Genomic DNA, 19,909 nt, shown 5'->3' on the forward strand with positions numbered 1-19,909 from the left:
GAAAATCATGGAGAGGGAACTCAGATACCGCCGTGCCTCATCATGGGAGCTTGACCTCATACTGAGGGAGGCAGAGAAGTACGGCGAGCTTAGACATAACTTCTTTGCCGTGGTGGAGGGCAAATTCAGGGACGTTTATGCCGTCAATGAGCGTGTCTGGAGGGATATTGAAAATCTAAAGCTCAAGCCCTACGCCTTTGGAAGCTTCGTCGGCACCATAAAGGTGGATAAGAACCTCGTCGAGAAGTTCTACCCCAACGTGGAGTTTTTCTACTTCGTTGATGTTCGGAAGAACTACGCGGTTCTGACTCCAAAGGCGGGCTTCCTCTTCACGACCGGAAAGGACGTGCCGAGGAGCGGCGTGAGGAGATACAGCTGGCAGGGCACAAAGAAGCTGGTTATCCTGGATGAAAATGGCATTCCCCTTGGGATAGGGAGAATAAATCCGGGGAGCAGAAAAAAATTTATCCTGAACGTTACCGATGTGGGGGAGTTTCTGAGGAGGAGACGTTAGCCTATTTCCCGTTCTTCCTGTCGAGCTTCTCCTCCCATGTGAGGATCATGTGGGTAAATGTGTCATCGTCCTCCTCTATGCCCCTCTTTATTTCAGAGACGTGGGCGTATTCGGCCTTAATAGCATCGAGTATGTAATCCACTGCCTTCTCGGGGTCAGCTGTCTCGCCGCAGGTGTAGACGTCTATGGCCGCATACCTCTTCTCAGGCCATGTGTGGATGGATATGTGGGATTCGGCAACTATAACCATACCGCTCACGCCTGTGGGGGAGAACTTAAAAAAGTAGCTCGCTTTAACCTCCATGCTGCCGGCTTTAGCGGCTTCAAGGAAAATTCTTCTTATCCTGTCAGCATCCTGGAGGATTTCTTCATCGCAGCCCGCTGCCTCGACAACATAGTGAAATCCTATCGTCTCCATGGCTCTCACCTATCTTCAACTTCCCACATTCGCCTTTTAAACTTAAGCCCCTGCCGGTGGAATATGCCCCGGAAGGTAAAACCACACCAAGGTTGATTAACAGCGACCATTAATTTTAAAACTCATTACCCCCAACTATCGAGCAATTGAGAACATGGAAATCCAGCACTGTGTAAAAAATCTTAAAGGGGTGTAATTATGGCAAAGGCCAGAACCAAAAAGAAAAAGCCTGAAGACTTCATCCCGCGTTCTGCTTCAGAGAGCATGCGAAATAAAAAGCGGGAAAAACTGGGATTTCTGGTAAGGATGAATATCAGACAGATGATAATGATACCTCTGGCGGTTTTCATAATCGCCGCTCTGATCCTTGCGGTGCATTTTCCGACGCTCGGAATTGACCTGCGGGGCGGCGTTGTCGTAACTGCCCAGGGAATTGACGCAAATCCCGACGCTCTGGCGAAGTATGTGAGCGGGGAGCTCGGGGTTCAGGTAAGGGTTGAGAGCTTCTCGGGCATAAATCAGAAGGGTGTCAGGATATACGCTCCTGTGGGAACCGATCCAACCGCAATAATCAAGATTATGAGGGCCAGATATCCGAACGCTGAATATACCCACAGTGAGGTTCAGCCCACGTTCGGTAAGATAGCCCAGCAGCAGGGAATCAAGGCAATAGTCTTTGCCTTCATCGGTATGGCTGTTGTTGTTTTCCTCTTCTTCAGAAACCCTGTGTCTGCAAGCGCCATAGTTTTTTCAGCCTTTTCTGACATGACGATAGCGCTTGCCCTCATGTCGGTTGTGGGCATTCAGCTGACGACGGCGACAATAGCCGCCCTGCTGATGCTCATAGGTTACACCGTCGACAGCAACATCCTCCTGACAACGAGGCTGCTGAGGAGAAAGGAGGACACCGTTGAAGAGGCCTACCTCTCCGCGGTTTCGACGGGCTTTACGATGAGCACAACGACCCTTGGAGCCCTTATAGTGCTGCTCGCAATATCAACATCCCAGGTTATAGACAGCATAGCCATCGTCCTCATATTCGGTCTTTTAGCTGATTTCATGAACACTTGGGTTTTCAATGCCGGGGTTCTCAGATGGTATATTCTCCGCAAGGGTGCAGGGAGGGTTAAAAAATGAGTAAGAAGAGAAAAAATCTGCTCAGGAACTGGAGGGTGCTGCTCCTTACCTTCGTGCTTCTTGGGTCAATTCTCACGCTGGCCGTCAGGCCTCTCACCTACGGTATAGATATCAGCGGTGGAGTCGCCCTCGTCGTGGAGACGGAGAAACCGGTCTCATCCAATGTTATGAGCACGGTCGTAATGTCGCTCCAGAACAGGCTCAACACGTTTGGTGTTAAGGATATAACCGTGGAGGCTCAGGGGAATCAGATAATCCTCGTCAAGGTCGCCAATGTCACGACGGCGGAGCAGGCACAGGGAATAAAGCAGGTAATTGAGCAGCAGGGTGTCTTCTACATGGAATTCCTGGGGGATGTTTTTGCAACAGGGAAGGATGTTGAACAGGTGTTCCCGTACAAGGTTCAGGACACCAGCTGGGAGGTTCCCTTCAGGATTTCAAAGGCTGCGGCTGAAAAGTTTGCCCAGCTTGCCAAGGGTAAGGCCGGCTATCCGGTTGATTTCTTCCTTGATGTCCCAGAGAACTCGCTCATGATAATGCCCAAGAGCATTTACGATGAGATGAACAGCACCGACTTCAATTCCCAGGCCCCCACAGCCCCCACCCTGATGGAGAGGGTTACAAAGGCCTTTCACATAACCCCGGTCATATACAAAAACCAGAGCGCCGATGAGATAATCAAAATGGCCAGGGATATGAAGAAGGACAGGATAGTCCTTATCAACGTGGATAGCAATCTTGCAAAGGCGGTTGAGGAAAAGGCTACGGCCGAAGGCCTGACCGTCAGAACGGCGACTCAGGCCAATGGAGAGAGCAACAAAGCGCTGATAACAAGGGTTCTCGGTCTCTATGGGCCTTATGCTGTTGGGGCCGGGCTGGCAGAGGGTATTCCGAGGCAGGACGTCCAGATACAGGGTTCCTCCCCGGACAGGCTCAGCGCCATGCAGGAGGCCCATACAATAGCAACGGTGCTCCAGACAGGTTCGCTGCCTGTCAAGCTCAGGGTCGTGGGCATGGAGTTCATCTCGCCCAGGCTCGGTGAGGACTTCAAGAATCAGGCGATCTATGCAGGGATTGGTGCTCTGATTGCCGTGCTGCTGATAGTCTATTTCCACTACAGGAGGCTTAAGATAGCCATTCCGGTGGCTTCGACAAGCCTGTTTGAGGTTATAATCATCCTCGGGGTGGCATCCCTCATAAAGTGGAACCTCGACCTGCCGAGTATAGCGGGAATAATAGCTGCCATAGGTACCGGTGTCGACCAGCAGATCGTTATAACGGACGAGCTCCTCGGAGGAAAGAGCACAGGCAGAATCTCGAGGAGGCTCGGCATGCTGAGGAGAATGGGGAGGGCGTTCTTCGTCATACTCGCCTCGGCCACCACAACCGTTGTGGCAATGTCATTCCTGCTCGTGTATTTCGTCGGAAGCCTCAAGGGATTTGCCGTGACGACCATACTCGGCGTCCTCATAGGAATAGGCATAACAAGACCCGCCTATGCTGAAATCGCCAAATACCTCCTTGCGGGTGAGAAGTGATGTTCGTAATCATAATGGGGGCGGGCAGGGTTGGCTACCTTGTGGCCAAGATGCTTGAGAACGAAGGGCATGACGTCACAATAATCGAGATGAACAAGGAGAGGGCCAAGGAGCTCTCGTTCCTCCTCAACGGTCTCGTAATAGAAGGCGACGCAACGGACCAGAAAATCCTTGAGGAGGCAAACATAAAGCAGGCCTCCGCTTTTGCCGCCCTCACAGGTAAGGACGATGCCAATCTGCTTGCCTGCATTCTGGCCAAGCACCTCAACCCGAAGATCAAGACGATACTGAGGATAAGCAATCCGAAAAACAAAGCCCTGTTTGAGGAGATTGAGGACTTCCGCAGGTACTTTGACTTCATAATTTCTCCTGAGGAGATAGCCGCAGAGTACATCTTCAGGAACATAATAACCCCCGGATTCAACAGGGTTCTATTCCCGCGTGAGGGAGCGGAGATAGTCGAGTTCAAAATCGATGAGGGGAAGGATATCGCAGGGAAAGCCGTTAAGGACCTGAATCTCCCGAGGGATTCCCTGATAATAGCGGTCTACGATGAAAAGGGGAACCTCACAATCCCCTCGGGTGATACCAAGCTGCCCGGCAAGGGACAGGTTATAGTCTTTGCAAAGAACAGTGCGTTGAATGAAATTAAATCCATACTTGAGAAGAAGAAAAAAGAAGAACACGGTTGAGCATTCCTTTGCTCTTTTATTCTCTTCCTTTTGCTGTGTTCATGCATGTTCAATTTCAGGGCTTTGACGTTCTTAACAGCGACACAGTAGTCATTTCAGGGTTCTAAGGCCCATAGCGGGAATACAGTAGCCAAGTGCAGACCATAAATTATTTAAGGCAGGTGCTGAAGCCAATTCTGGTGTGTATTTTTTCACATTCATCGGGGGGCTCATCATGGAGGAGGTCATTAAACAGATTGTTGATGCTGAGAAGGCAGCAGAGGGGAGGATTGAAAAGGCCAAGGAAGAGGCCAAGCAGATCGTTTTAAAGGCAAGGGAGGAGGCCAAAGCCATTGAAAGGCAGATCATTGAGGAGGCGGAGAAGAAAGGCGCTCTTTTAATCGAGGAGAAGAAGAGGGAAGGTGAAAAAGAGGCCAGTCTCATTCTCAAACAGGGTGACGAGGAGCTTGAGGAGCTGAAGGCGAGGGCGGTTGAGAACTTTGAAAGGGCCATTGATGCAGGAATAAAGCTCGTAAGAGGGAGCTGAAATGTTTAAACCTGAGGAGATGGCCAAGATCGAGGTTATCAGCCTCGGGAGGTATAAGGACAGGGTCCTGACGTACCTTCATGAGGAGGGGGCTGTTGAGGTCAGGGAGGTTGAGGTCAAGCTCGCCCAGAAGGATGTTCCCAATGAATTCTACAGAAAAGCGGCATCGTACAGCATAGGAATCTCCCGCCTCGTTGATTTTCTCAGGGCCCATAAAAAGGAGGGCGGTGGAGGACTCAGGGAGTTCTTCTTCCCTCCCGAAAAGAAGAAAAAAACCTACAGGTACAGGGGAATCGAGCAGCTGATAAAGGATGTGGAGACCTTTCTTGAGAAGGTTGAGCCGGAGATAAAGGCTGTTGAGGGCAAGCTGAACGCAACGCAGACCGAGATGGAGAGGATAAGGGCAGGCATTGCAATACTGGAGCTCCTTTCCGTCCTCAACATCGAGGTGGAGTACCTCAAATCAACCGATATGCTCGAAATAGTCGTCGGAACAGTGGACAAGGATAAACACGCACCCCTGCTTGAAGACCTGAAGAGGACAGTTGGTGAAAAATTCGTTGGCATTTCAAAGGAGCTCAAGGACAGGTATCTGGTGCTCTTTGTATTCCTGAGGAAGGATTATGAGAAGGCAAACCCGGTTCTGGCCAAACACTCCCTGGAGAGGCTTGAGATTCCGGAGGGGAAGGGAACCCCCGGGGAGCTTGCAGCTGAATACAGAAAAAAGCTAAGGGAGAAGGAGGCGGAGTTCGAAAAGGCCAGAAAAGAGGCCGAGTGGCTCTCAGAGCGGTACTATGAGGATGTCCTTTTCTATCACGAGCTGATGGAGAATGAGAGGGACAAAGCCACGATACTGAGCAGCCTTGCGAGAACCAATATGACATTTGCCCTGACGGGCTGGCTCCCGAAGGAGAAGGTCCCCGATGTGGTGGGTGGAATCAGAAGGATAACCGAGAATAAGGCATACATAAGCATCAGAGACCCCGAACCCGGAGAGCTGGACGAAATCCCCATCAAGCTCAAAAATCCGAAGTTTATAGAGCCATTTGAGATGCTCACCGAGATGTTCGGTGTTCCCAAGTATAACGAGTTTGACCCGACGCCGATAATGGCATTCACCTATTCGTTCTTTTTCGGCTTCATGCTCACTGACTTCATGTACGGCCTTATAATAGGCATCGTTGCTGCACTGCTGATAAAGGGGCACAAACACCTCAGGGACGGCACATGGAAGTTTGCAAACATACTCCTCTTCAGCTCTTTCTTCACGATGCTCCTTGGAATCCTCTTCGGCAGCTATTTCGGCAATGCCCTTGACCTTGCGGGCATCCACGTGCCGAGGCTGCTGGATACAATGAAAGGCGCCCTGACTGTGCTTGAAATTGCCCTTGCAATAGGCCTTATCCACATGTTCATAGGCTACACGATTGGCTTCATGGTTAAACTCAGGAACGGTGAGACGAAGGAGGCTCTGCTGGAACAGCTTTCATGGATGCTCATAATAATAGCCGTGGTGCTCTTCGTAATCTCAAAGGACTATCCGGGACTTGCATTACCGGCCAAGGGCCTCTTCGGAGCGGGGTTTGTGCTCTTCGTGCTCAGCGAACTCAAGAACGGCGGACTGGCAGCCCTGCTCATAATCTCCGACTTCTTTGGATTTGTGGGCAACTGGCTGAGCTACGCAAGGCTGATGGCGCTGGCTTTAGCGACTGCAGGCATAGCAATGGTTGTCAACATCCTCGTCCAGATGGTCTGGGGAATCAGGATAGGTGCAGTCCCGATAGGCATAGTGCTCGGCATCCCTCTCTTCATAGGCGGTCAGTTCTTCTCGACCGCAATAAACTCCCTTGGAGCCTTCGTTCATTCCTTACGTTTGCATTATGTTGAATTTTTCGGGACATTTTACTCAGGTGAAGGTAGAAGATTTGAGCCCTTCAGGGCCAAAAGAGAAATCTCAAAACTGGAACTGGAGTTTGAAGCTTAAGGAGGTGTTGAAGGATGGATCCGATAGTTTACGTATCTTTGGGGGCGGCTCTGGCCGCCGGAATAGCCGGAGCGGCATCTTCCTTCGGTGTCGGTATAGCCGGTGCAGCTGCCGCTGGGGCAGTCGCGGAGGACGAAAAGAACTTCAAAAACGCTTTGATACTTGAGGGTCTCCCAATGACCCAGAGTATCTACGGCCTCATCACGCTTTTCCTGATACTGATGGTTTCAGGAATCCTCGGAGGCGGCTTCAAATTCTCTGACCCGAATAATATGACCAACATCGTAAAGAGTGCCATACTGCTCGGTGCCGGTCTTACAGTCGGTCTCACGGGCCTCTCCGCAATCCCGCAGGGAATAATTGCCTCGGCTGGCATAGGTGCTGTTGCCAAGAACCCCAAGACCTTCACACAGGGCATCATATTCGCCGCCATGGCTGAGACAATGGCCATATTCGGTCTCGTCGGTGCTCTGATAATGATAGTCACGGGAGTTGGGTTCTGACCCAACTTCCTCCAATCCTTAACGGGAGGAGAAACGATGGAAGGGGCACAGCTCATCATTGAGGAAATCAACAGGGAAGCAGAGCAGAAGATAAACTATATCCTGAATCAGGCAAAGGAAGAGGCGGAGAAGATCAGGGCCGAGGCTGAGAGGAGGGCAAGGGCCAGAGCAGAGTGGATACTCAGAAAAGCCCAGACGCAGGCGGAGATTGAAAAACAGCGGATAATTGCCGGTGCCAAGCTGGAGGTCAGGAAGAAGAAGCTCGCCCTTCAGGAGGAGCTTATAGGGGAAGTTCTGAAAGCCCTCAGGGAAAAACTCATGGAGCTCCCGGAGGAGGAATACTACAGGATGCTGGTTGACCTGACGGTTCAGGGTATTCGGGAGATCAATGAGGACAGGGTTTTCATAAGCTCCAATAAGGCCACCCTTGAGCTTATTGAAAGGAACTTCGAGGACTTCGCGGCCAGGGTCAGGGAGAAGTTCGGCAGGGATGTTGAGATTACCCTCGGGGAAGAGGTGGATACTATAGGGGGAGTTTTGATCGAGAGCCCGGAAAGAACGGTCAGGGTGGACAACAGGTTTGAGGCGAGAATGGAGAGGCTCAGAAGCGAGCTGAGGGCTGAAATCGCCGGCGTGCTATTCGGGTGATCGGGATGGAAGTAACCGCTGTAACTGGAATCCTCGACACCACACTTGCCCTGATATTCACCTGGGTGGGATACAAGACGACCCGAATCCTCTGGAAGTACACACCGTATTCCTATCCAAATGCCAGGATTATGGCAATGGAGGCAAGGCTCTTCAGCGATCAGAGGTTCAACGAGCTTGCGGAGTCAAAGACCCTGAGCAACTTCGTCATCAACCTTGAGGACAGCGACTACAGGGATTATCTGAGCAATCTTCCAAGCTATGATGCGGAATCAATAGACAGGGCTCTGGACAGGGCTCTTGCCGGGGTTTACAGCCTGATGTTTAAAATTCTGCCCGGAAGGGTTAATCCCTTCTTCAGGCTGCTCCTGCAGGAATGGGATATCCGGAATATCGCAAGCGTTGTTAAGGCTAAAATCAGCGGAGAGCCGGCTGTTAATTATATAACCGACCTCGGCACAATGGTTCCCAGGATAAAGGCAATGGCGGATGCCAAGAGCATGGAGGAGATTCTCGTTATCCTTGAGGGAACCGAGTATGAGGAAATCTACCAGAGACTCCTCCTTGGAGAGATAGGTGTTGATGAGTTTGAGACACAGCTTTACAGGATGCACTATTCAAAGCTCCTCGAATATGCAGACTCCAGAAAGGACGAGGAGAGGATAATACTCGGGGAATTCGTGAGGCTCAAAATCGACAGGCTCAACCTCCTCACAATCCTGAGGGGCAAGGCTCACGGGCTGAAGGCGGATGTCATAAAGCCCTCCCTGATTCCCGGCGGAACCCTGAACAGAAGGACCCTCGACACGCTGCTCAATGTGGATGACCTTGGAATGGCGCTCGCCGAGCTCGACTCAACAAAGTACGGAGGGGTCATAAGGAATGTCAGGGAGGAGGTTGAGAGGGATCTTTCAATTCTCGACAGGGAGCTTGAGAGATACATCAGGCAGAGAATTGGGGAGCTAACCAGATTCTACTCCCTGAGTGTGGCAGTGCCCCTAAACTTCATACTCAGGAAAGAGGCCGAGGTCAGAAAGCTTAAGGCCATTGCAAAGCTCATTGAGGATGGCATACCCCCCGAGAGGATAAAGGAGATTGTGGGTGAGCTAACATGAGGATAGCTGTCATGGGCGACACGGACACTGCGCTGGGCTTTAAGCTTGCCGGAGTCCATGAGGTTTATTCTTTTGAAGAAACCGCCCTCGATACGGAGCGGGCAAGAAACAAGATTAAGGAGCTCATTGAACGGCAGGATATTGGTATAATCTTCATAACGGAAAGGCTGGCTCAGAGAATTGAAATCCCTGATGTCACGTTTCCAATCATCCTCCAGGTTCCTGATAAGACAGGTTCGCGCTTCGGTGAAGAGCAGCTTAGGGAAATTGTAAGGAAGGCGATAGGTGTTGAGCTGAAGAGGTAAGGATAATGGTAGAGGTGAAGGAAAATGGGAAGGATAATTAGGGTTACCGGGCCTTTGGTTGTTGCGGATGATATGAGAGGCTCCAAGATGTACGAGGTCGTCAAGGTCGGTGAAATGGGCCTCATCGGGGAAATCATCAGACTCGAAAGGGACAAGGCTATCATTCAGGTTTATGAGGAAACGGCAGGTATAAGGCCGGGAGAACCTGTGATCGGAACAGGTGCCTCGCTGAGCGTTGAGCTCGGGCCGGGTCTGCTGACATCAATATACGACGGCATTCAGAGACCCCTTGAAATTCTCAGGGAAAAAAGCGGTGATTTCATTGCAAGGGGTTTAACAGCCCCTGCACTGCCGAGGGACAAAAAATGGCACTTTACGCCGAGGGTTAAGGCCGGCGATAAGGTTACCGGCGGGGATATACTCGGCGTCGTCCCCGAGACGAGCATCATAGAACACAGGGTTATGGTTCCCCCGGGGATTGAGGGTGAAATCGTTGAGATAGTGGATGAGGGAGAATACACAATCGAGGAGGTCATAGCGAAGGTCAGAACCCCCGCCGGAGAGGTCAGGGAAATTAAGATGTACCAGAGGTGGCCCGTCAGAAAGAAGAGGCCCTACAGGACCAAGCTCCCGCCGGAAGTTCCTCTAATCACAGGCCAGAGAACGATAGACACCTTCTTCGCCCAGGCCAAGGGTGGAACCGCCGCAATTCCGGGGCCCTTCGGAAGCGGCAAGACGGTTACCCAGCACCAGCTCGCAAAGTGGAGCGATGCCCGGGTTGTTGTCTACATCGGATGTGGTGAGCGCGGAAACGAGATGACCGACGTTCTTGAGGAGTTCCCGAAGCTGAAAGACCCCAAAACCGGAAAGCCTCTCATGGAGAGGACTGTGCTTATAGCAAACACCTCCAACATGCCCGTCGCAGCAAGGGAGGCATCAATCTACACCGGAATTACAATAGCGGAGTACTTCAGGGACATGGGCTACGACGTGGCTCTGATGGCTGACTCCACGAGCAGGTGGGCGGAGGCTTTGAGGGAAATCTCCGGGAGACTTGAGGAGATGCCAGGTGAGGAGGGCTATCCCGCATATCTTGCATCAAAAATTGCCGAGTTCTACGAAAGAGCAGGCCGTGTAATAACCCTCGGAAGCGACGGGAGGATTGGAAGCGTCTCGGTCATAGGAGCGGTTTCACCGCCCGGCGGTGACTTCAGCGAGCCTGTCGTCCAGAACACGCTGAGAGTTGTCAAGGTCTTCTGGGCCCTCGATGCTGATCTGGCCAGAAGGAGGCACTTCCCTGCCATCAACTGGCTCACAAGCTACTCCCTCTACATAGATGCCATCAAGGACTGGTGGCATCAGAACGTCGACCCTGAATGGAAGGCCATGAGGGACAGGGCAATGGGTCTGCTCCAGAAGGAGGCGGAACTTCAGGAAATTGTGAGGATAGTTGGTCCGGATGCGCTGCCCGAGAAGGAGCGGGCTGTTCTGATCGTGACGAGGATGATAAGGGAGGACTATCTCCAGCAGGATGCATTCGATGAGGTCGATACATACTGCCCGCCGAAGAAGCAGGTCACGATGATGCGCGTTTTGCTCAACTTTTACGATAAAACCATGGAGGCCGTGGACAAGGGTGTTCCTGTTGAGGAGATAGCGAAGCTCCCCGTGAGGGAGAAGATAGGAAGAATGAAGTTCGAGCCGGATATTGAGAAGGTCAAGGCCCTCATAAATGAGACGGATGAGCAGTTTGAAGAACTTCTTAAGAAATATGGAGCGTGATTGAGATGCCGGGAATGGAGTATTCCACAGTCAGCAAAATTTACGGGCCGCTCATGATCGTTCAGGGAGTTAAGGGGGTGGCTTACGGCGAAGTTGTTGAGATAGAAACGGAAAGCGGGGAGAAAAGGAAGGGACAGGTTCTTGAGGCCAGGGAGGACATGGCGATTGTTCAGGTCTTTGAGGGAACCCGTGACCTGGACGTTAAAACGACCCGTGTTAGATTTACAGGTGAGACGCTTAAAGTCCCTGTCAGCATGGATATGCTCGGAAGGGTCTTCAACGGAACCGGAAAGCCGATTGACGGGGGTCCTGAGATAATCCCGGAGGACAGAAGGGATGTGCACGGTGCTCCGCTCAATCCGGTTGCGAGGGCCTACCCGAGGGACTTCATTCAGACAGGTGTCTCGGCAATAGACGGTATGAACACGCTCGTTAGAGGGCAAAAATTGCCAATCTTCAGCGGCTCAGGTTTGCCGCACAACATGCTCGCTGCACAGATAGCCAGGCAGGCAAAGGTCTTGGGTGAGGAGGAGCAGTTCGCGGTGGTTTTCGCTGCAATGGGAATCACCTACGAGGAGGCCAACTTCTTCAAGAAGAGCTTTGAGGAAACAGGTGCAATAGAGAGGGCCGTGCTCTTCCTGAACCTCGCCGACGACCCGGCGATAGAGAGAATAATCACCCCGCGTATGGCGCTGACGGTTGCCGAGTATCTGGCTTTCGACTACGACATGCAGGTCTTAGTTATACTGACCGACATGACGAACTACTGTGAGGCTCTGCGTGAGATTTCCGCCGCAAGAGAAGAGGTTCCGGGAAGGAGGGGCTACCCCGGCTACCTCTACACTGATCTGGCCACGATTTACGAGAGGGCGGGCAGAGTCAGGGGCAAGAAGGGGAGCATTACCCAGATGCCCATCCTCACGATGCCAGACGATGACATAACCCATCCAATTCCAGACCTGACGGGCTACATCACGGAGGGCCAGATAGTTCTCAGCAGAGACCTTCACAGAAAAGGAATTTACCCGCCGATTGATGTACTGCCTTCGCTCAGCCGTTTGATGAAGGACGGTATAGGAAAGGGCAGGACGAGGGAGGAGCATCCACAGCTTGCCCAGCAGCTCTATGCAGCCTATGCTGAGGGCAGATCTCTGAGAGATCTGGTTGCGGTTGTCGGTGAGGAAGCTTTAAGCGAGACTGACAAAAAGTATCTGGCCTTTGCCGACAGGTTCGAGAAGGAGTTCATTGCCCAGGCATACGATGAGGACAGAAGCATCTTTGAGACCCTCGACCTCGGCTGGGAGCTCTTGGCCGGACTTCCGGAGAGCGAGCTCAAGCGTGTCAGGAAGGAGTACATCCTCAAATACCACCCGAAGTACAGGAAGAGGGAGCACTGAGCTCCTCAGGTGGTTTCAATGGCGAACATACTCAACGTCAAGCCCACAAGAATGGAGCTCCTCAAGCTCAGGAAGAGAATTCAGCTGGCTAAAAAAGGCCACAAACTCCTGAAGGATAAACAGGACGCCCTCGTAATGGAGTTTTTCACAATCTACGACGAGGCGCTGAGCCTGAGGCGGGAGCTGAACAGCAAAATGGCCGAGGCATTTGAGGTGCTCCGCATGGCGGAGATAGATACCGGCATGCTGAGGCTTAAGGAGATTGCCCTGAGCGTTAAACCCAACAGGGAAGTCGAGATAAGGAGAAGGAACATCATGGGCGTCCCTGTTCCTCTGATAGAGGCGGAAAGCTTCAGGAGGAGGCCTGACGAAAGGGGATATGCATTCATCTCCAGCTCCCCAAGGGTTGATTCAGCTGCTGAGAAATTTGAGGAAGTCCTTGAGCTCGCGGTGCGCCTCGCCGAGGTGGAGGAGACGCTCAAGAGGCTTGCAAATGAAATCGAAAAGACAAAGAGAAGGGTAAATGCCCTTGAGTACATCATAATCCCCAGGATGGAGGAGACTGTTAAGTTCATAAAGCAGCGTCTCGATGAGATGGAGAGGGAGAACTTCTTCAGGCTCAAGAGGGTCAAAGCCATAATCGAGGCCAGAGCCGAGACCTGAGTTCTCCATTTCTACTCCTATTTCCCTTCCCGGTGTTTGCCATGCTGCATTACAGGGGCCTCAAGCTCAGGCTTCATCCGCAGGTGTACGAGCCCGCTGAGGATACATTTCTTCTCGCCGAGAATCTGGATGTCAGGGAGGGTGATTTTGCCCTTGACATGGGGACGGGAACAGGTATAATAGCCCTTCTGATGGCGAGAAAAGCGGAATTTGTGATAGGAGCTGACATAAACCCCACAGCGGTTGAACTGGCACGGGAGAATGCAGGGCTTAATGGGGTAGAGAACGTGGAATTCCGTCTGAGCGACCTCTTTGAGGGCATAGATGAAGATGAAAAATTTGACCTCATAACATTCAACGCTCCCTACCTGCCGGGCAAACCTGAAGAACCGATAGATATGGCTCTTGTGGGCGGAGAGAGGGGAAGGGAGGTTCTGGATAGATTTATTGGGGAGGCCGGGCATTATTTGAGGCCGGGGGGGAGGATTCAAATCGTTCAGAGCTCAATAACAGGGGTGGAGGAGACCCTGGAGAAACTGGAGAATGCGGGATTTAAAGCGGAGGTAACAGCCAAGAAGCATCTCTTCTTTGAGGATATAGTCCTTATAGGAGCCCGGCTAATTCATGGGGCTGGTTGATGATCAGAATTTTAATACTCCTGATACCAGCTCAGGCTGAGTGAACCCTCCGAACCTCCTGAAGAAACCTGACCCGCGGTTTTTCGGGGGGCTCGTATTCCTCTTCGACAGCCTCAACTTCGAAGACCTTTTCCCTGTTCTTTATCACCATCAGTGATTGTGCCCTCAGCATAGATGCCAATATTCACAAACCCTTTTTAAACTTTTTGGCGATTGCCGAAATATTTTTCGGCGATAAAACTCCAACACCTTTTTAAATACACTCCCCAACACCCGGTTAGGTGAGTCTAATGGTGATTAAGGTTATCTCTGATCCAAACATGCCTGAGGAGATTGCGAGACTCTTTCAGAAGCAGCATTACGCCCTCGTGGGCAAACACAGCTCCGTCAAGCTCTGCCACTGGCTAAAGGAGAGCATAAAGAGGGGGAGGTTCTGCTACAAGCAGAAGTTCTATGGCATAGAGAGCCACCGCTGTCTGCAGATGACTCCTGTAACGGCATGGTGCACCCACAACTGCATATTCTGCTGGCGTCCGATGGAGGGTTTTCTTGGAACGGAACTGCCAAAACCATGGGATGATCCTGCATTCATCGTTGAGGAGAGCATAAAAGCGCAGAGGAAGCTTATAGTGGGCTACAAAGGAATGCCCGGAATAAACATGAAGAAGTTCGAGGAGGCGTGGAACCCAAGGCATGCAGCCATAAGCCTCTCCGGCGAGCCGATGCTGTACCCATACATGGGCGACCTCGTTGAGGAGTTCCACAGGCGGGGATTTACCACCTTCATAGTAACCAACGGCACCGTTCCTGAAAGGCTGGAGGAGATGATAAGGGAGGACAAACTTCCAACCCAGCTCTACGTCTCGCTGACAGCACCTGACATCGAAACCTACAACCGCGTAAACGTTCCGATGATTCCGGATGGATGGGAGAGGATAAAGGAGTTCCTTGAACTGATGAACGGCATCCCCACGAGAACCGTGGTCAGGCTAACGCTGGTTAAAGGCGAGAACATGCACAACGCTAAGGGCTACGCGAAGCTGATAAGGAAGGCAAACCCCATGTTTGTGGAGGCCAAAGCCTACATGTTCGTCGGCTTTTCGAGGAACCGCCTTACAATCAACAACATGCCAAATCATGGGGAGATCAGGGCATTTGCCGAAGAACTCCTCAAGCACCTCCCGGAATACCACCTGGAGGACGAATACGAGCCGAGCAGGGTTGTCCTGATAATGAGGGATGACGTGCCGAAGAAAGAGCGCTTTATAAAGCACTGAACTCCCTTTGATGTTGTCAGGGTAGCCGGATATCTGGCAGCTGTGAAGTTTCCGATTTCCCTTAAGGCGTTATTAAATCCACTAACAGTATCCTCCTTTTTTGGAAAAGTTTATTTATTCAAAAGCAGCATCAGTATTTTAGAGGTGTGTACAATGAAGAGAGCAATCACCCTCATCCTGCTGATAATCATGGTTGTTCCGTATGCAAATGTCGGAGCTGTTCCTGTTCTCCAGGGCTCAACCCAGTTTCTGGTTACCTCTTATAACAGAATCTCCAGAACCCAGGAGCTGAGCCTTGTCATAATGGCCCTGGATTCGGTGAAGGGGAAGACGGAGGTCGATGTTTCACCCGTTCTGGATGAACTAACCCGAAAACTCCTCCTGTGGCAGAATGAGGACGGCGGCTGGGGTTATTATCCCAACAGTCCGAGTGACATCGTGGATACCTCATACGCCCTCATTGCGCTGGCCCGTGTAAAGGGAATGTACATGCAGGGGCAGGACGTTTATTCCAGCATTATCGGGGCAATTGATAAAGGGAGGAGATATATCCTGGACAGCAGGGGTGAAAACGGGTGGGGTTATGTTCCTGACACAGCGGAAGCATGCTACCCGACATTAATGGCCGTGTGGGCCCTCGGGGAGCTTGGCTATACATGGAAGGATCAGCGTATAGAGGGCTCCATTGACTATCTGAATCACATCACCTCATGCGAGCTTCCGGAGGACGAGGCATTCGGACTGAAGCTCATCGCCTACAGGGCTGTGGGCTATCCCGTGGATAACAGCACCCTAAAGCAGCTGAAGGAAAAGCTGTTCAACGAGACCCCGAGCACGGAGGCCAGGGCGATAATGACCTATGCGCTGACGCTTTACGAACCCTTCAACTTTGATATTGCCAAGGCTCTGCTTCTGCTTGAGGATGAAAAGAGGGGTTTCTTCTGGAGCACTCAGACCTGGATGTTCTCCTCATCGGATATAATTACCACATCATCCTACGCCCTCCTGGCGCTTTCCGTTACAGGATCATTCCTTAAGCCTGAGGAACGCCCCCAGACACCGTATTCGAAGCTCTGCACCTACATCGGCGTGCTCCAGAACCTCGACGGGGGATGGGGATACCCCGGCTACAGCTCCGACCCCAGGAGCACTTACTTTGCCCTCAAAGGCCTTCAGGCCTGCTACCTCAGAAGCCCGAGGATTCTTGAGGGGCTGAACTGGACTGAAAGGGATTTTATCCGGGAAACGGAGAGGGTTAAAGAGCTCCACACGGTTACGCCCGCCTATTATTATTTGATAAAGACGCTCGTCGAATTCGGCGTGCTCACCGATGAGGAGAGGAAGGTTGCCATTGAGACCATAAGGAGCGTGAAGCTTCAGTCCGGCCTGTGGGGGAATGACCTCCTCGGTCCCCAGCCCCTTGATACCGCATTTGCTGCTGGAGCCCTCCTTGAACTTGGAGTGCCGGCCAGCGATGCCGATATTCAGCGGGCAAAGTCATGGCTCCTCTCACTCTCAAAGAAAGGATGGGGTATGTACGTCTCAGGCTACATTTATTCATACATGACAGCGCCGAACCTCATGACCACCGTGGAGGTTCTGAATGCCCTCCAGCCCATCCTCTCAAGGGACGAGGCAGAGCCGTACATCAGCTGGCTGATATCCCAGAGGAATCCCGATGGGAGCTGGAGCTACTGGAAGGTCTCGTCAAAAATCTCGGATATTGCTGAGAGCTCGAAGGTTGAAGCCACCGTGAGGGTAACCAATCTGCTGCAGAAGTTCGGTTATGACTTTACATCGGAGACGAAGGAGCTCCTCATGAAGTGGGCCGATGAGAACAGGATAAATCTGAACAGCCCGATTGATATCTCCCTGGCGGCCACGTATCTGAGCAAGATCAAGGTTATTCCACACGTCAATCTCTATGATATAGCCATTGCCCTGTCCAGGGAGGAGTTTAAGGTTATCTATCCCAACGGGGACAATGGCACAGCCGAAACCGTGGCGCTGGCAATTCAGAAGTTTTTCGGGGTTAATACCACGATATCAAATGAGACCGTTCCCGGGAAGGACAACTACATTGCACTCGGAACATTCAACACTTTCAACGTGGATGACTACAACCCCTACATCTCATACATGTTCAACGGAAGCTACGTAAGCATTGAGGGCAGGAAGTACAGCACGAAGGATACCGTTCTCATCATCCCCGGGGTAACCGAAAACGGGCATGTGCTCTTCGTTCTTTACAACGGCACCCTGGGCACGAGTGCCGTCAGGACACTCTTTGAGTCCGGATTCGTGCGCTATCTCCACAATGACTATCTGATAATAAGGTATTCGGACAAAAACGGAGATGGGAGGATAGAGCTAACCGAGATGGAGGCAATCCTGGTGGGGTGATTAAATAAATGAGGGCGCTGATAATAGGAATAGGACAGAGCGGGACTAAAATAGCAGACCTGTTTGCACTCGTCGACTTTGAGACGCTCGCGGTAAACACATCGAGGGGCGACCTTGAGTACCTGAAGCACATACCCCCTGAAAGGAGAATCCTGGTTGGAGAATCCATTACAGGCGGCAAGGGGGTAAATGCCAATCCCGTGCTTGGAAGGGAGGCCATGAAAAGGGATCTGCCGCTGGTAATGAGGAAGATAGGCTCCCTGATCGGCTATGAGGACGTCGACATATTCTTCCTGACCTTTGGCTTTGGAGGCGGCACTGGAGCCGGAGGAACCCCTGTCTTAGCGGAGGCTCTGAAGGAGGAGTATCCCGAATCCCTCGTTGTGGCGATCGGTGCCCTTCCGCTCAGGGAGGAGGGTATAAGGCCAACCATAAATGCGGCCATAACCATAGACAAGCTCTCCAAGGTTGCTGACTCCATAATAGCCATAGACAACAACAAGCTCAAGGAAAGCGGGGAGGATATAACGAGGGCATATGAGAAGATAAACTACACCATAGTGGAGAGAATAGCCTCCCTCCTGGCCCTGATTGATGTTCCGGGTGAGCAGACTCTCGATGCCAGCGACCTGAAGTTCGTTCTCAAGGCCTTCGGGAGCTTCGCCACTGTGGGCTATGCAAAGGCCGATGCAAAGAAGGTTAAAAATCTCTCCAAGCTCATAGTAAAATCCTTCGAATCTGAGGGACTCTATCTGGAGGCAAACATTGAGTCAGCTCTCTACGGGCTGGTCGCAATTCACGGCCCTCCCGAAGTTCTCAAGGCGAGCGAGATATTTGAAGCCCTCGATTATCTGACGAGAAAGATAAGGGGGAAGCAGATTTTCCGGGGCTTCTATCCTGATCCGAGGGAGAGGGAGATAGAGGTCGTCACGCTGTTGAGCGGAATTTACGAGAGTCAGAGTATAGAGGACATCGTGATAACCGCCAAGAGGTATGCCCGTTCATTCATGGAGGCAAAAAAAGAGGCCGAAACCAAAAAGAGCATGCTGCTGGAGGGGCTGCCCGACTTTGATGATATCTATCCGGGTGAGGTGGATGGCTGATGCGATAAAGGATTCCGTGGAAGTCGCCCTTGAGCTTGATGAGAAGGAGGTTTACTCCCATATCGCCCACGAGAGCGCTGAGGACATGATAAGAATTATCTCCTCCATCGATGCCGAGAGGGCGAGAAATAAGGGCGAGGTTATCTATTATGAGGATGACTGGGATGATCTTATCAGGCAGAGAATCCAGAAGGGAAAGAGGCATACGGCATTTGATTTCTACAATCCGATGCTCCTTGACATATGGGAAAAGAAGGTCTATGAAGCCAAGAGGATAAAGAGAATTGTGGGAATCACCTGGGGGGTTATAGGGGCGATAATAGTGCTCACGGGAATCGCAACAGCCATCACGGGTGTTCCATGGATTGTGCTGGGGCTCGCATATATTCCCCTCATGCTGTATGCCCGGAGCTACCGCAGGGAAAAGCTTGACCTGATATATTACGAGCTTTCCCAGTTCTTCATAGACGAGATGAGGGAGCTCCTGGATAAGCATGGCCTTGATCCGTACAGGTACGGGTTTAAAATTTTCAACTATGACTATTTTGGGATTCTGACCAGGAAAATCGGTGGCCAGAGATACGCGGTTATCTCCCGTGGGCAACCGTTAAATACATCCCCCTCAAATAACAATGCAGAGAGTGGTGGTTGATGAGGAGGGGTCAGATTTCCCTTGAATTCATGTTCATCTTTGCCATCATGGTGATCATGTTAGCTTATTCCATAGACAACATATCCTTCAGCAGCAATTCCGCTTCACAGCAGGCCCTCCTTGTCCAGATAAGCCTCGAAGAGAAGAATTTTGCAAACGTTATATCAAACACGATTTCACAGGTCTACGCCCAGGGCCCCGGAGCAAAGGCCACAGGTTATGTCAGGCTTGTATATTTAAGGGACTCAAAAATGCTCAAAAAGGCCTTTGGCATGAACAACCCCTACATCTTCATAACATATGACAGTGGGGTCAACATAACCGTTATCAACTCAACGACCCCCTCCCTGAATTTTGAAGGCCCCAATAAAAACATCTTCTGGTCACCGTCACTCTACCCCGGGACGCTGTATAACGATTCCGCAGTGTGGAACGCCACATTCAGGTCTTCAATTACAGTAAACGGAACGACCGTGTACGGCCTGAGGTTCATTCCTGAGAATCTGAGCTCCACTGTAAAGGTGATCGTTGAGTGGAACCCGAGCATAAGCGAGCTCTGGAGCTTTGATTCCAGCAAAGGGGAGCTGAGAATAAACATAAACCCCGGTGGTTGA

Annotated in this window: 21 protein-coding genes; 19 read left to right on the forward strand and 2 right to left on the reverse strand. The window is 51.5% G+C overall.

Annotation, left to right across the window (positions count from 1 at the left end; translation table 11 throughout):
• The first annotated feature begins 7 nt into the window (after positions 1–7).
• Positions 8–514, forward strand: a complete 507-nt coding sequence (locus ACYQ27_RS00585) for a PUA domain-containing protein (protein WP_460040762.1) — start codon at positions 8–10, stop codon at positions 512–514.
• Position 515: 1 nt separating this feature from the next.
• Here the strand turns inward: ACYQ27_RS00585 and speD are convergent, their stop codons facing one another.
• Entirely contained in the window at positions 516–932 is a 417-nt protein-coding gene (speD, locus tag ACYQ27_RS00590; protein WP_460041747.1) for an adenosylmethionine decarboxylase, read from the reverse strand.
• Positions 933–1,130: 198 nt separating this feature from the next.
• On the opposite strand from speD, the gene ACYQ27_RS00595 reads away from it, so the two are divergent.
• The 13 genes from ACYQ27_RS00595 to ACYQ27_RS00655 all read left to right on the forward strand — a co-directional run bounded on the left by ACYQ27_RS00595 (position 1,131) and on the right by ACYQ27_RS00655 (position 13,860).
• Positions 1,131–2,069: a protein translocase subunit SecF gene (locus tag ACYQ27_RS00595; RefSeq protein ID WP_456394002.1), complete on the forward strand. Its 939-nt coding sequence runs from the start codon at positions 1,131–1,133 to the stop codon at positions 2,067–2,069.
• Positions 2,066–3,607 (forward strand): preprotein translocase subunit SecD, encoded by a 1,542-nt coding sequence (locus tag ACYQ27_RS00600; RefSeq protein ID WP_456453927.1) that lies wholly within the window; start codon positions 2,066–2,068, stop codon positions 3,605–3,607. The genes ACYQ27_RS00595 and ACYQ27_RS00600 overlap by 4 nt, the downstream gene beginning before the upstream one ends.
• Positions 3,607–4,299, forward strand: coding sequence for a potassium channel family protein (locus tag ACYQ27_RS00605; RefSeq protein WP_456394000.1), 693 nt, complete (start codon positions 3,607–3,609; stop codon positions 4,297–4,299). The genes ACYQ27_RS00600 and ACYQ27_RS00605 overlap by 1 nt, the downstream gene beginning before the upstream one ends.
• A 214-nt stretch (positions 4,300–4,513) precedes the next feature.
• Complete coding sequence (locus tag ACYQ27_RS00610) at positions 4,514–4,825, forward strand: V-type ATP synthase subunit H (protein ID WP_456453928.1); 312 nt, start codon at positions 4,514–4,516, stop codon at positions 4,823–4,825.
• Between the two features lies 1 nt (position 4,826).
• Positions 4,827–6,809, forward strand: a complete 1,983-nt coding sequence (locus ACYQ27_RS00615) for a V-type ATP synthase subunit I (protein ID WP_460040763.1) — start codon at positions 4,827–4,829, stop codon at positions 6,807–6,809.
• 14 nt (positions 6,810–6,823) lie between these two features.
• Complete coding sequence (locus ACYQ27_RS00620; RefSeq protein WP_456393997.1) at positions 6,824–7,312, forward strand: V-type ATP synthase subunit K; 489 nt, start codon at positions 6,824–6,826, stop codon at positions 7,310–7,312.
• Between the two features lie 36 nt (positions 7,313–7,348).
• Positions 7,349–7,960 carry a V-type ATP synthase subunit E gene (locus ACYQ27_RS00625; protein ID WP_456393996.1) on the forward strand — a complete coding sequence of 204 codons (612 nt, stop codon included), beginning with the start codon at positions 7,349–7,351 and terminating at the stop codon, positions 7,958–7,960.
• A 5-nt stretch (positions 7,961–7,965) separates the two neighbouring features.
• Positions 7,966–9,075, forward strand: a complete 1,110-nt coding sequence (locus ACYQ27_RS00630) for a V-type ATP synthase subunit C (RefSeq protein ID WP_460040764.1) — start codon at positions 7,966–7,968, stop codon at positions 9,073–9,075.
• Positions 9,072–9,380 carry a V-type ATP synthase subunit F gene (locus ACYQ27_RS00635; protein WP_456393994.1) on the forward strand — a complete coding sequence of 103 codons (309 nt, stop codon included), beginning with the start codon at positions 9,072–9,074 and terminating at the stop codon, positions 9,378–9,380. The genes ACYQ27_RS00630 and ACYQ27_RS00635 overlap by 4 nt, the downstream gene beginning before the upstream one ends.
• A gap of 24 nt (positions 9,381–9,404) precedes the next feature.
• Positions 9,405–11,162 carry an ATP synthase subunit A gene (locus tag ACYQ27_RS00640; protein WP_456453930.1) on the forward strand — a complete coding sequence of 586 codons (1,758 nt, stop codon included), beginning with the start codon at positions 9,405–9,407 and terminating at the stop codon, positions 11,160–11,162.
• Positions 11,163–11,167: 5 nt separating this feature from the next.
• Complete coding sequence (locus tag ACYQ27_RS00645) at positions 11,168–12,559, forward strand: ATP synthase subunit B (protein ID WP_456453931.1); 1,392 nt, start codon at positions 11,168–11,170, stop codon at positions 12,557–12,559.
• A gap of 18 nt (positions 12,560–12,577) precedes the next feature.
• Positions 12,578–13,222, forward strand: coding sequence for a V-type ATP synthase subunit D (locus ACYQ27_RS00650; protein ID WP_456393991.1), 645 nt, complete (start codon positions 12,578–12,580; stop codon positions 13,220–13,222).
• 41 nt (positions 13,223–13,263) lie between these two features.
• Positions 13,264–13,860 (forward strand): HemK2/MTQ2 family protein methyltransferase, encoded by a 597-nt coding sequence (locus tag ACYQ27_RS00655; protein ID WP_460040765.1) that lies wholly within the window; start codon positions 13,264–13,266, stop codon positions 13,858–13,860.
• A 31-nt stretch (positions 13,861–13,891) separates the two neighbouring features.
• Here the strand turns inward: ACYQ27_RS00655 and ACYQ27_RS00660 are convergent, their stop codons facing one another.
• Entirely contained in the window at positions 13,892–14,032 is a 141-nt protein-coding gene (locus ACYQ27_RS00660; protein ID WP_456393987.1) for a hypothetical protein, read from the reverse strand.
• A 118-nt stretch (positions 14,033–14,150) separates the two neighbouring features.
• Between ACYQ27_RS00660 and twy1 the strand changes: the two genes are divergently transcribed.
• From twy1 to ACYQ27_RS00685, 5 genes are all read left to right on the forward strand, one after another.
• Positions 14,151–15,137, forward strand: a complete 987-nt coding sequence (twy1, locus tag ACYQ27_RS00665; protein WP_460041748.1) for a 4-demethylwyosine synthase TYW1 — start codon at positions 14,151–14,153, stop codon at positions 15,135–15,137.
• Positions 15,138–15,290: 153 nt separating this feature from the next.
• A complete protein-coding gene (locus tag ACYQ27_RS00670) occupies positions 15,291–17,540 on the forward strand; it encodes a prenyltransferase/squalene oxidase repeat-containing protein (RefSeq protein WP_460040766.1) in 2,250 nt (749 codons plus the stop codon).
• Positions 17,541–17,548: 8 nt separating this feature from the next.
• Positions 17,549–18,643 carry an FtsZ/tubulin family protein gene (locus ACYQ27_RS00675; RefSeq protein WP_456393981.1) on the forward strand — a complete coding sequence of 365 codons (1,095 nt, stop codon included), beginning with the start codon at positions 17,549–17,551 and terminating at the stop codon, positions 18,641–18,643.
• Positions 18,636–19,295, forward strand: coding sequence for a hypothetical protein (locus tag ACYQ27_RS00680; protein ID WP_456453736.1), 660 nt, complete (start codon positions 18,636–18,638; stop codon positions 19,293–19,295). The genes ACYQ27_RS00675 and ACYQ27_RS00680 overlap by 8 nt, the downstream gene beginning before the upstream one ends.
• Positions 19,295–19,909 carry a class III signal peptide-containing protein gene (locus ACYQ27_RS00685; protein ID WP_456453737.1) on the forward strand — a complete coding sequence of 205 codons (615 nt, stop codon included), beginning with the start codon at positions 19,295–19,297 and terminating at the stop codon, positions 19,907–19,909. Before ACYQ27_RS00680 ends, ACYQ27_RS00685 begins: the two co-directional genes overlap by 1 nt.

The organism is Thermococcus atlanticus (genome assembly GCF_054657855.1).

Bases quoted from the DNA above. Each gene is read 5' to 3' on its own strand.
- ACYQ27_RS00615 (WP_460040763.1), top strand. From the start codon at position 4,827: ATGTTTAAACCTGAGGAGATGGCCAAGATCGAGGTTATCAGCCTCGGG.
- ACYQ27_RS00675 (WP_456393981.1), top strand. From the start codon at position 17,549: ATGAGGGCGCTGATAATAGGAATAGGACAGAGCGGGACTAAAATAGCA.
- ACYQ27_RS00630 (WP_460040764.1), top strand. From the start codon at position 7,966: ATGGAAGTAACCGCTGTAACTGGAATCCTCGACACCACACTTGCCCTG.
- ACYQ27_RS00650 (WP_456393991.1), top strand. From the start codon at position 12,578: ATGGCGAACATACTCAACGTCAAGCCCACAAGAATGGAGCTCCTCAAG.
- ACYQ27_RS00645 (WP_456453931.1), top strand. From the start codon at position 11,168: ATGCCGGGAATGGAGTATTCCACAGTCAGCAAAATTTACGGGCCGCTC.
- ACYQ27_RS00610 (WP_456453928.1), top strand. From the start codon at position 4,514: ATGGAGGAGGTCATTAAACAGATTGTTGATGCTGAGAAGGCAGCAGAG.
- ACYQ27_RS00670 (WP_460040766.1), top strand. From the start codon at position 15,291: ATGAAGAGAGCAATCACCCTCATCCTGCTGATAATCATGGTTGTTCCG.
- ACYQ27_RS00600 (WP_456453927.1), top strand. From the start codon at position 2,066: ATGAGTAAGAAGAGAAAAAATCTGCTCAGGAACTGGAGGGTGCTGCTC.
- ACYQ27_RS00635 (WP_456393994.1), top strand. From the start codon at position 9,072: ATGAGGATAGCTGTCATGGGCGACACGGACACTGCGCTGGGCTTTAAG.
- ACYQ27_RS00595 (WP_456394002.1), top strand. From the start codon at position 1,131: ATGGCAAAGGCCAGAACCAAAAAGAAAAAGCCTGAAGACTTCATCCCG.
- ACYQ27_RS00625 (WP_456393996.1), top strand. From the start codon at position 7,349: ATGGAAGGGGCACAGCTCATCATTGAGGAAATCAACAGGGAAGCAGAG.
- twy1 (WP_460041748.1), top strand. From the start codon at position 14,151: ATGGTGATTAAGGTTATCTCTGATCCAAACATGCCTGAGGAGATTGCG.
- speD (WP_460041747.1), bottom strand. From the start codon at position 932: ATGGAGACGATAGGATTTCACTATGTTGTCGAGGCAGCGGGCTGCGAT.
- ACYQ27_RS00620 (WP_456393997.1), top strand. From the start codon at position 6,824: ATGGATCCGATAGTTTACGTATCTTTGGGGGCGGCTCTGGCCGCCGGA.
- ACYQ27_RS00660 (WP_456393987.1), bottom strand. From the start codon at position 14,032: ATGCTGAGGGCACAATCACTGATGGTGATAAAGAACAGGGAAAAGGTC.
- ACYQ27_RS00685 (WP_456453737.1), top strand. From the start codon at position 19,295: ATGAGGAGGGGTCAGATTTCCCTTGAATTCATGTTCATCTTTGCCATC.
- ACYQ27_RS00605 (WP_456394000.1), top strand. From the start codon at position 3,607: ATGTTCGTAATCATAATGGGGGCGGGCAGGGTTGGCTACCTTGTGGCC.
- ACYQ27_RS00640 (WP_456453930.1), top strand. From the start codon at position 9,405: ATGGGAAGGATAATTAGGGTTACCGGGCCTTTGGTTGTTGCGGATGAT.
- ACYQ27_RS00585 (WP_460040762.1), top strand. From the start codon at position 8: ATGGAGAGGGAACTCAGATACCGCCGTGCCTCATCATGGGAGCTTGAC.
- ACYQ27_RS00655 (WP_460040765.1), top strand. From the start codon at position 13,264: ATGCTGCATTACAGGGGCCTCAAGCTCAGGCTTCATCCGCAGGTGTAC.
- ACYQ27_RS00680 (WP_456453736.1), top strand. From the start codon at position 18,636: ATGGCTGATGCGATAAAGGATTCCGTGGAAGTCGCCCTTGAGCTTGAT.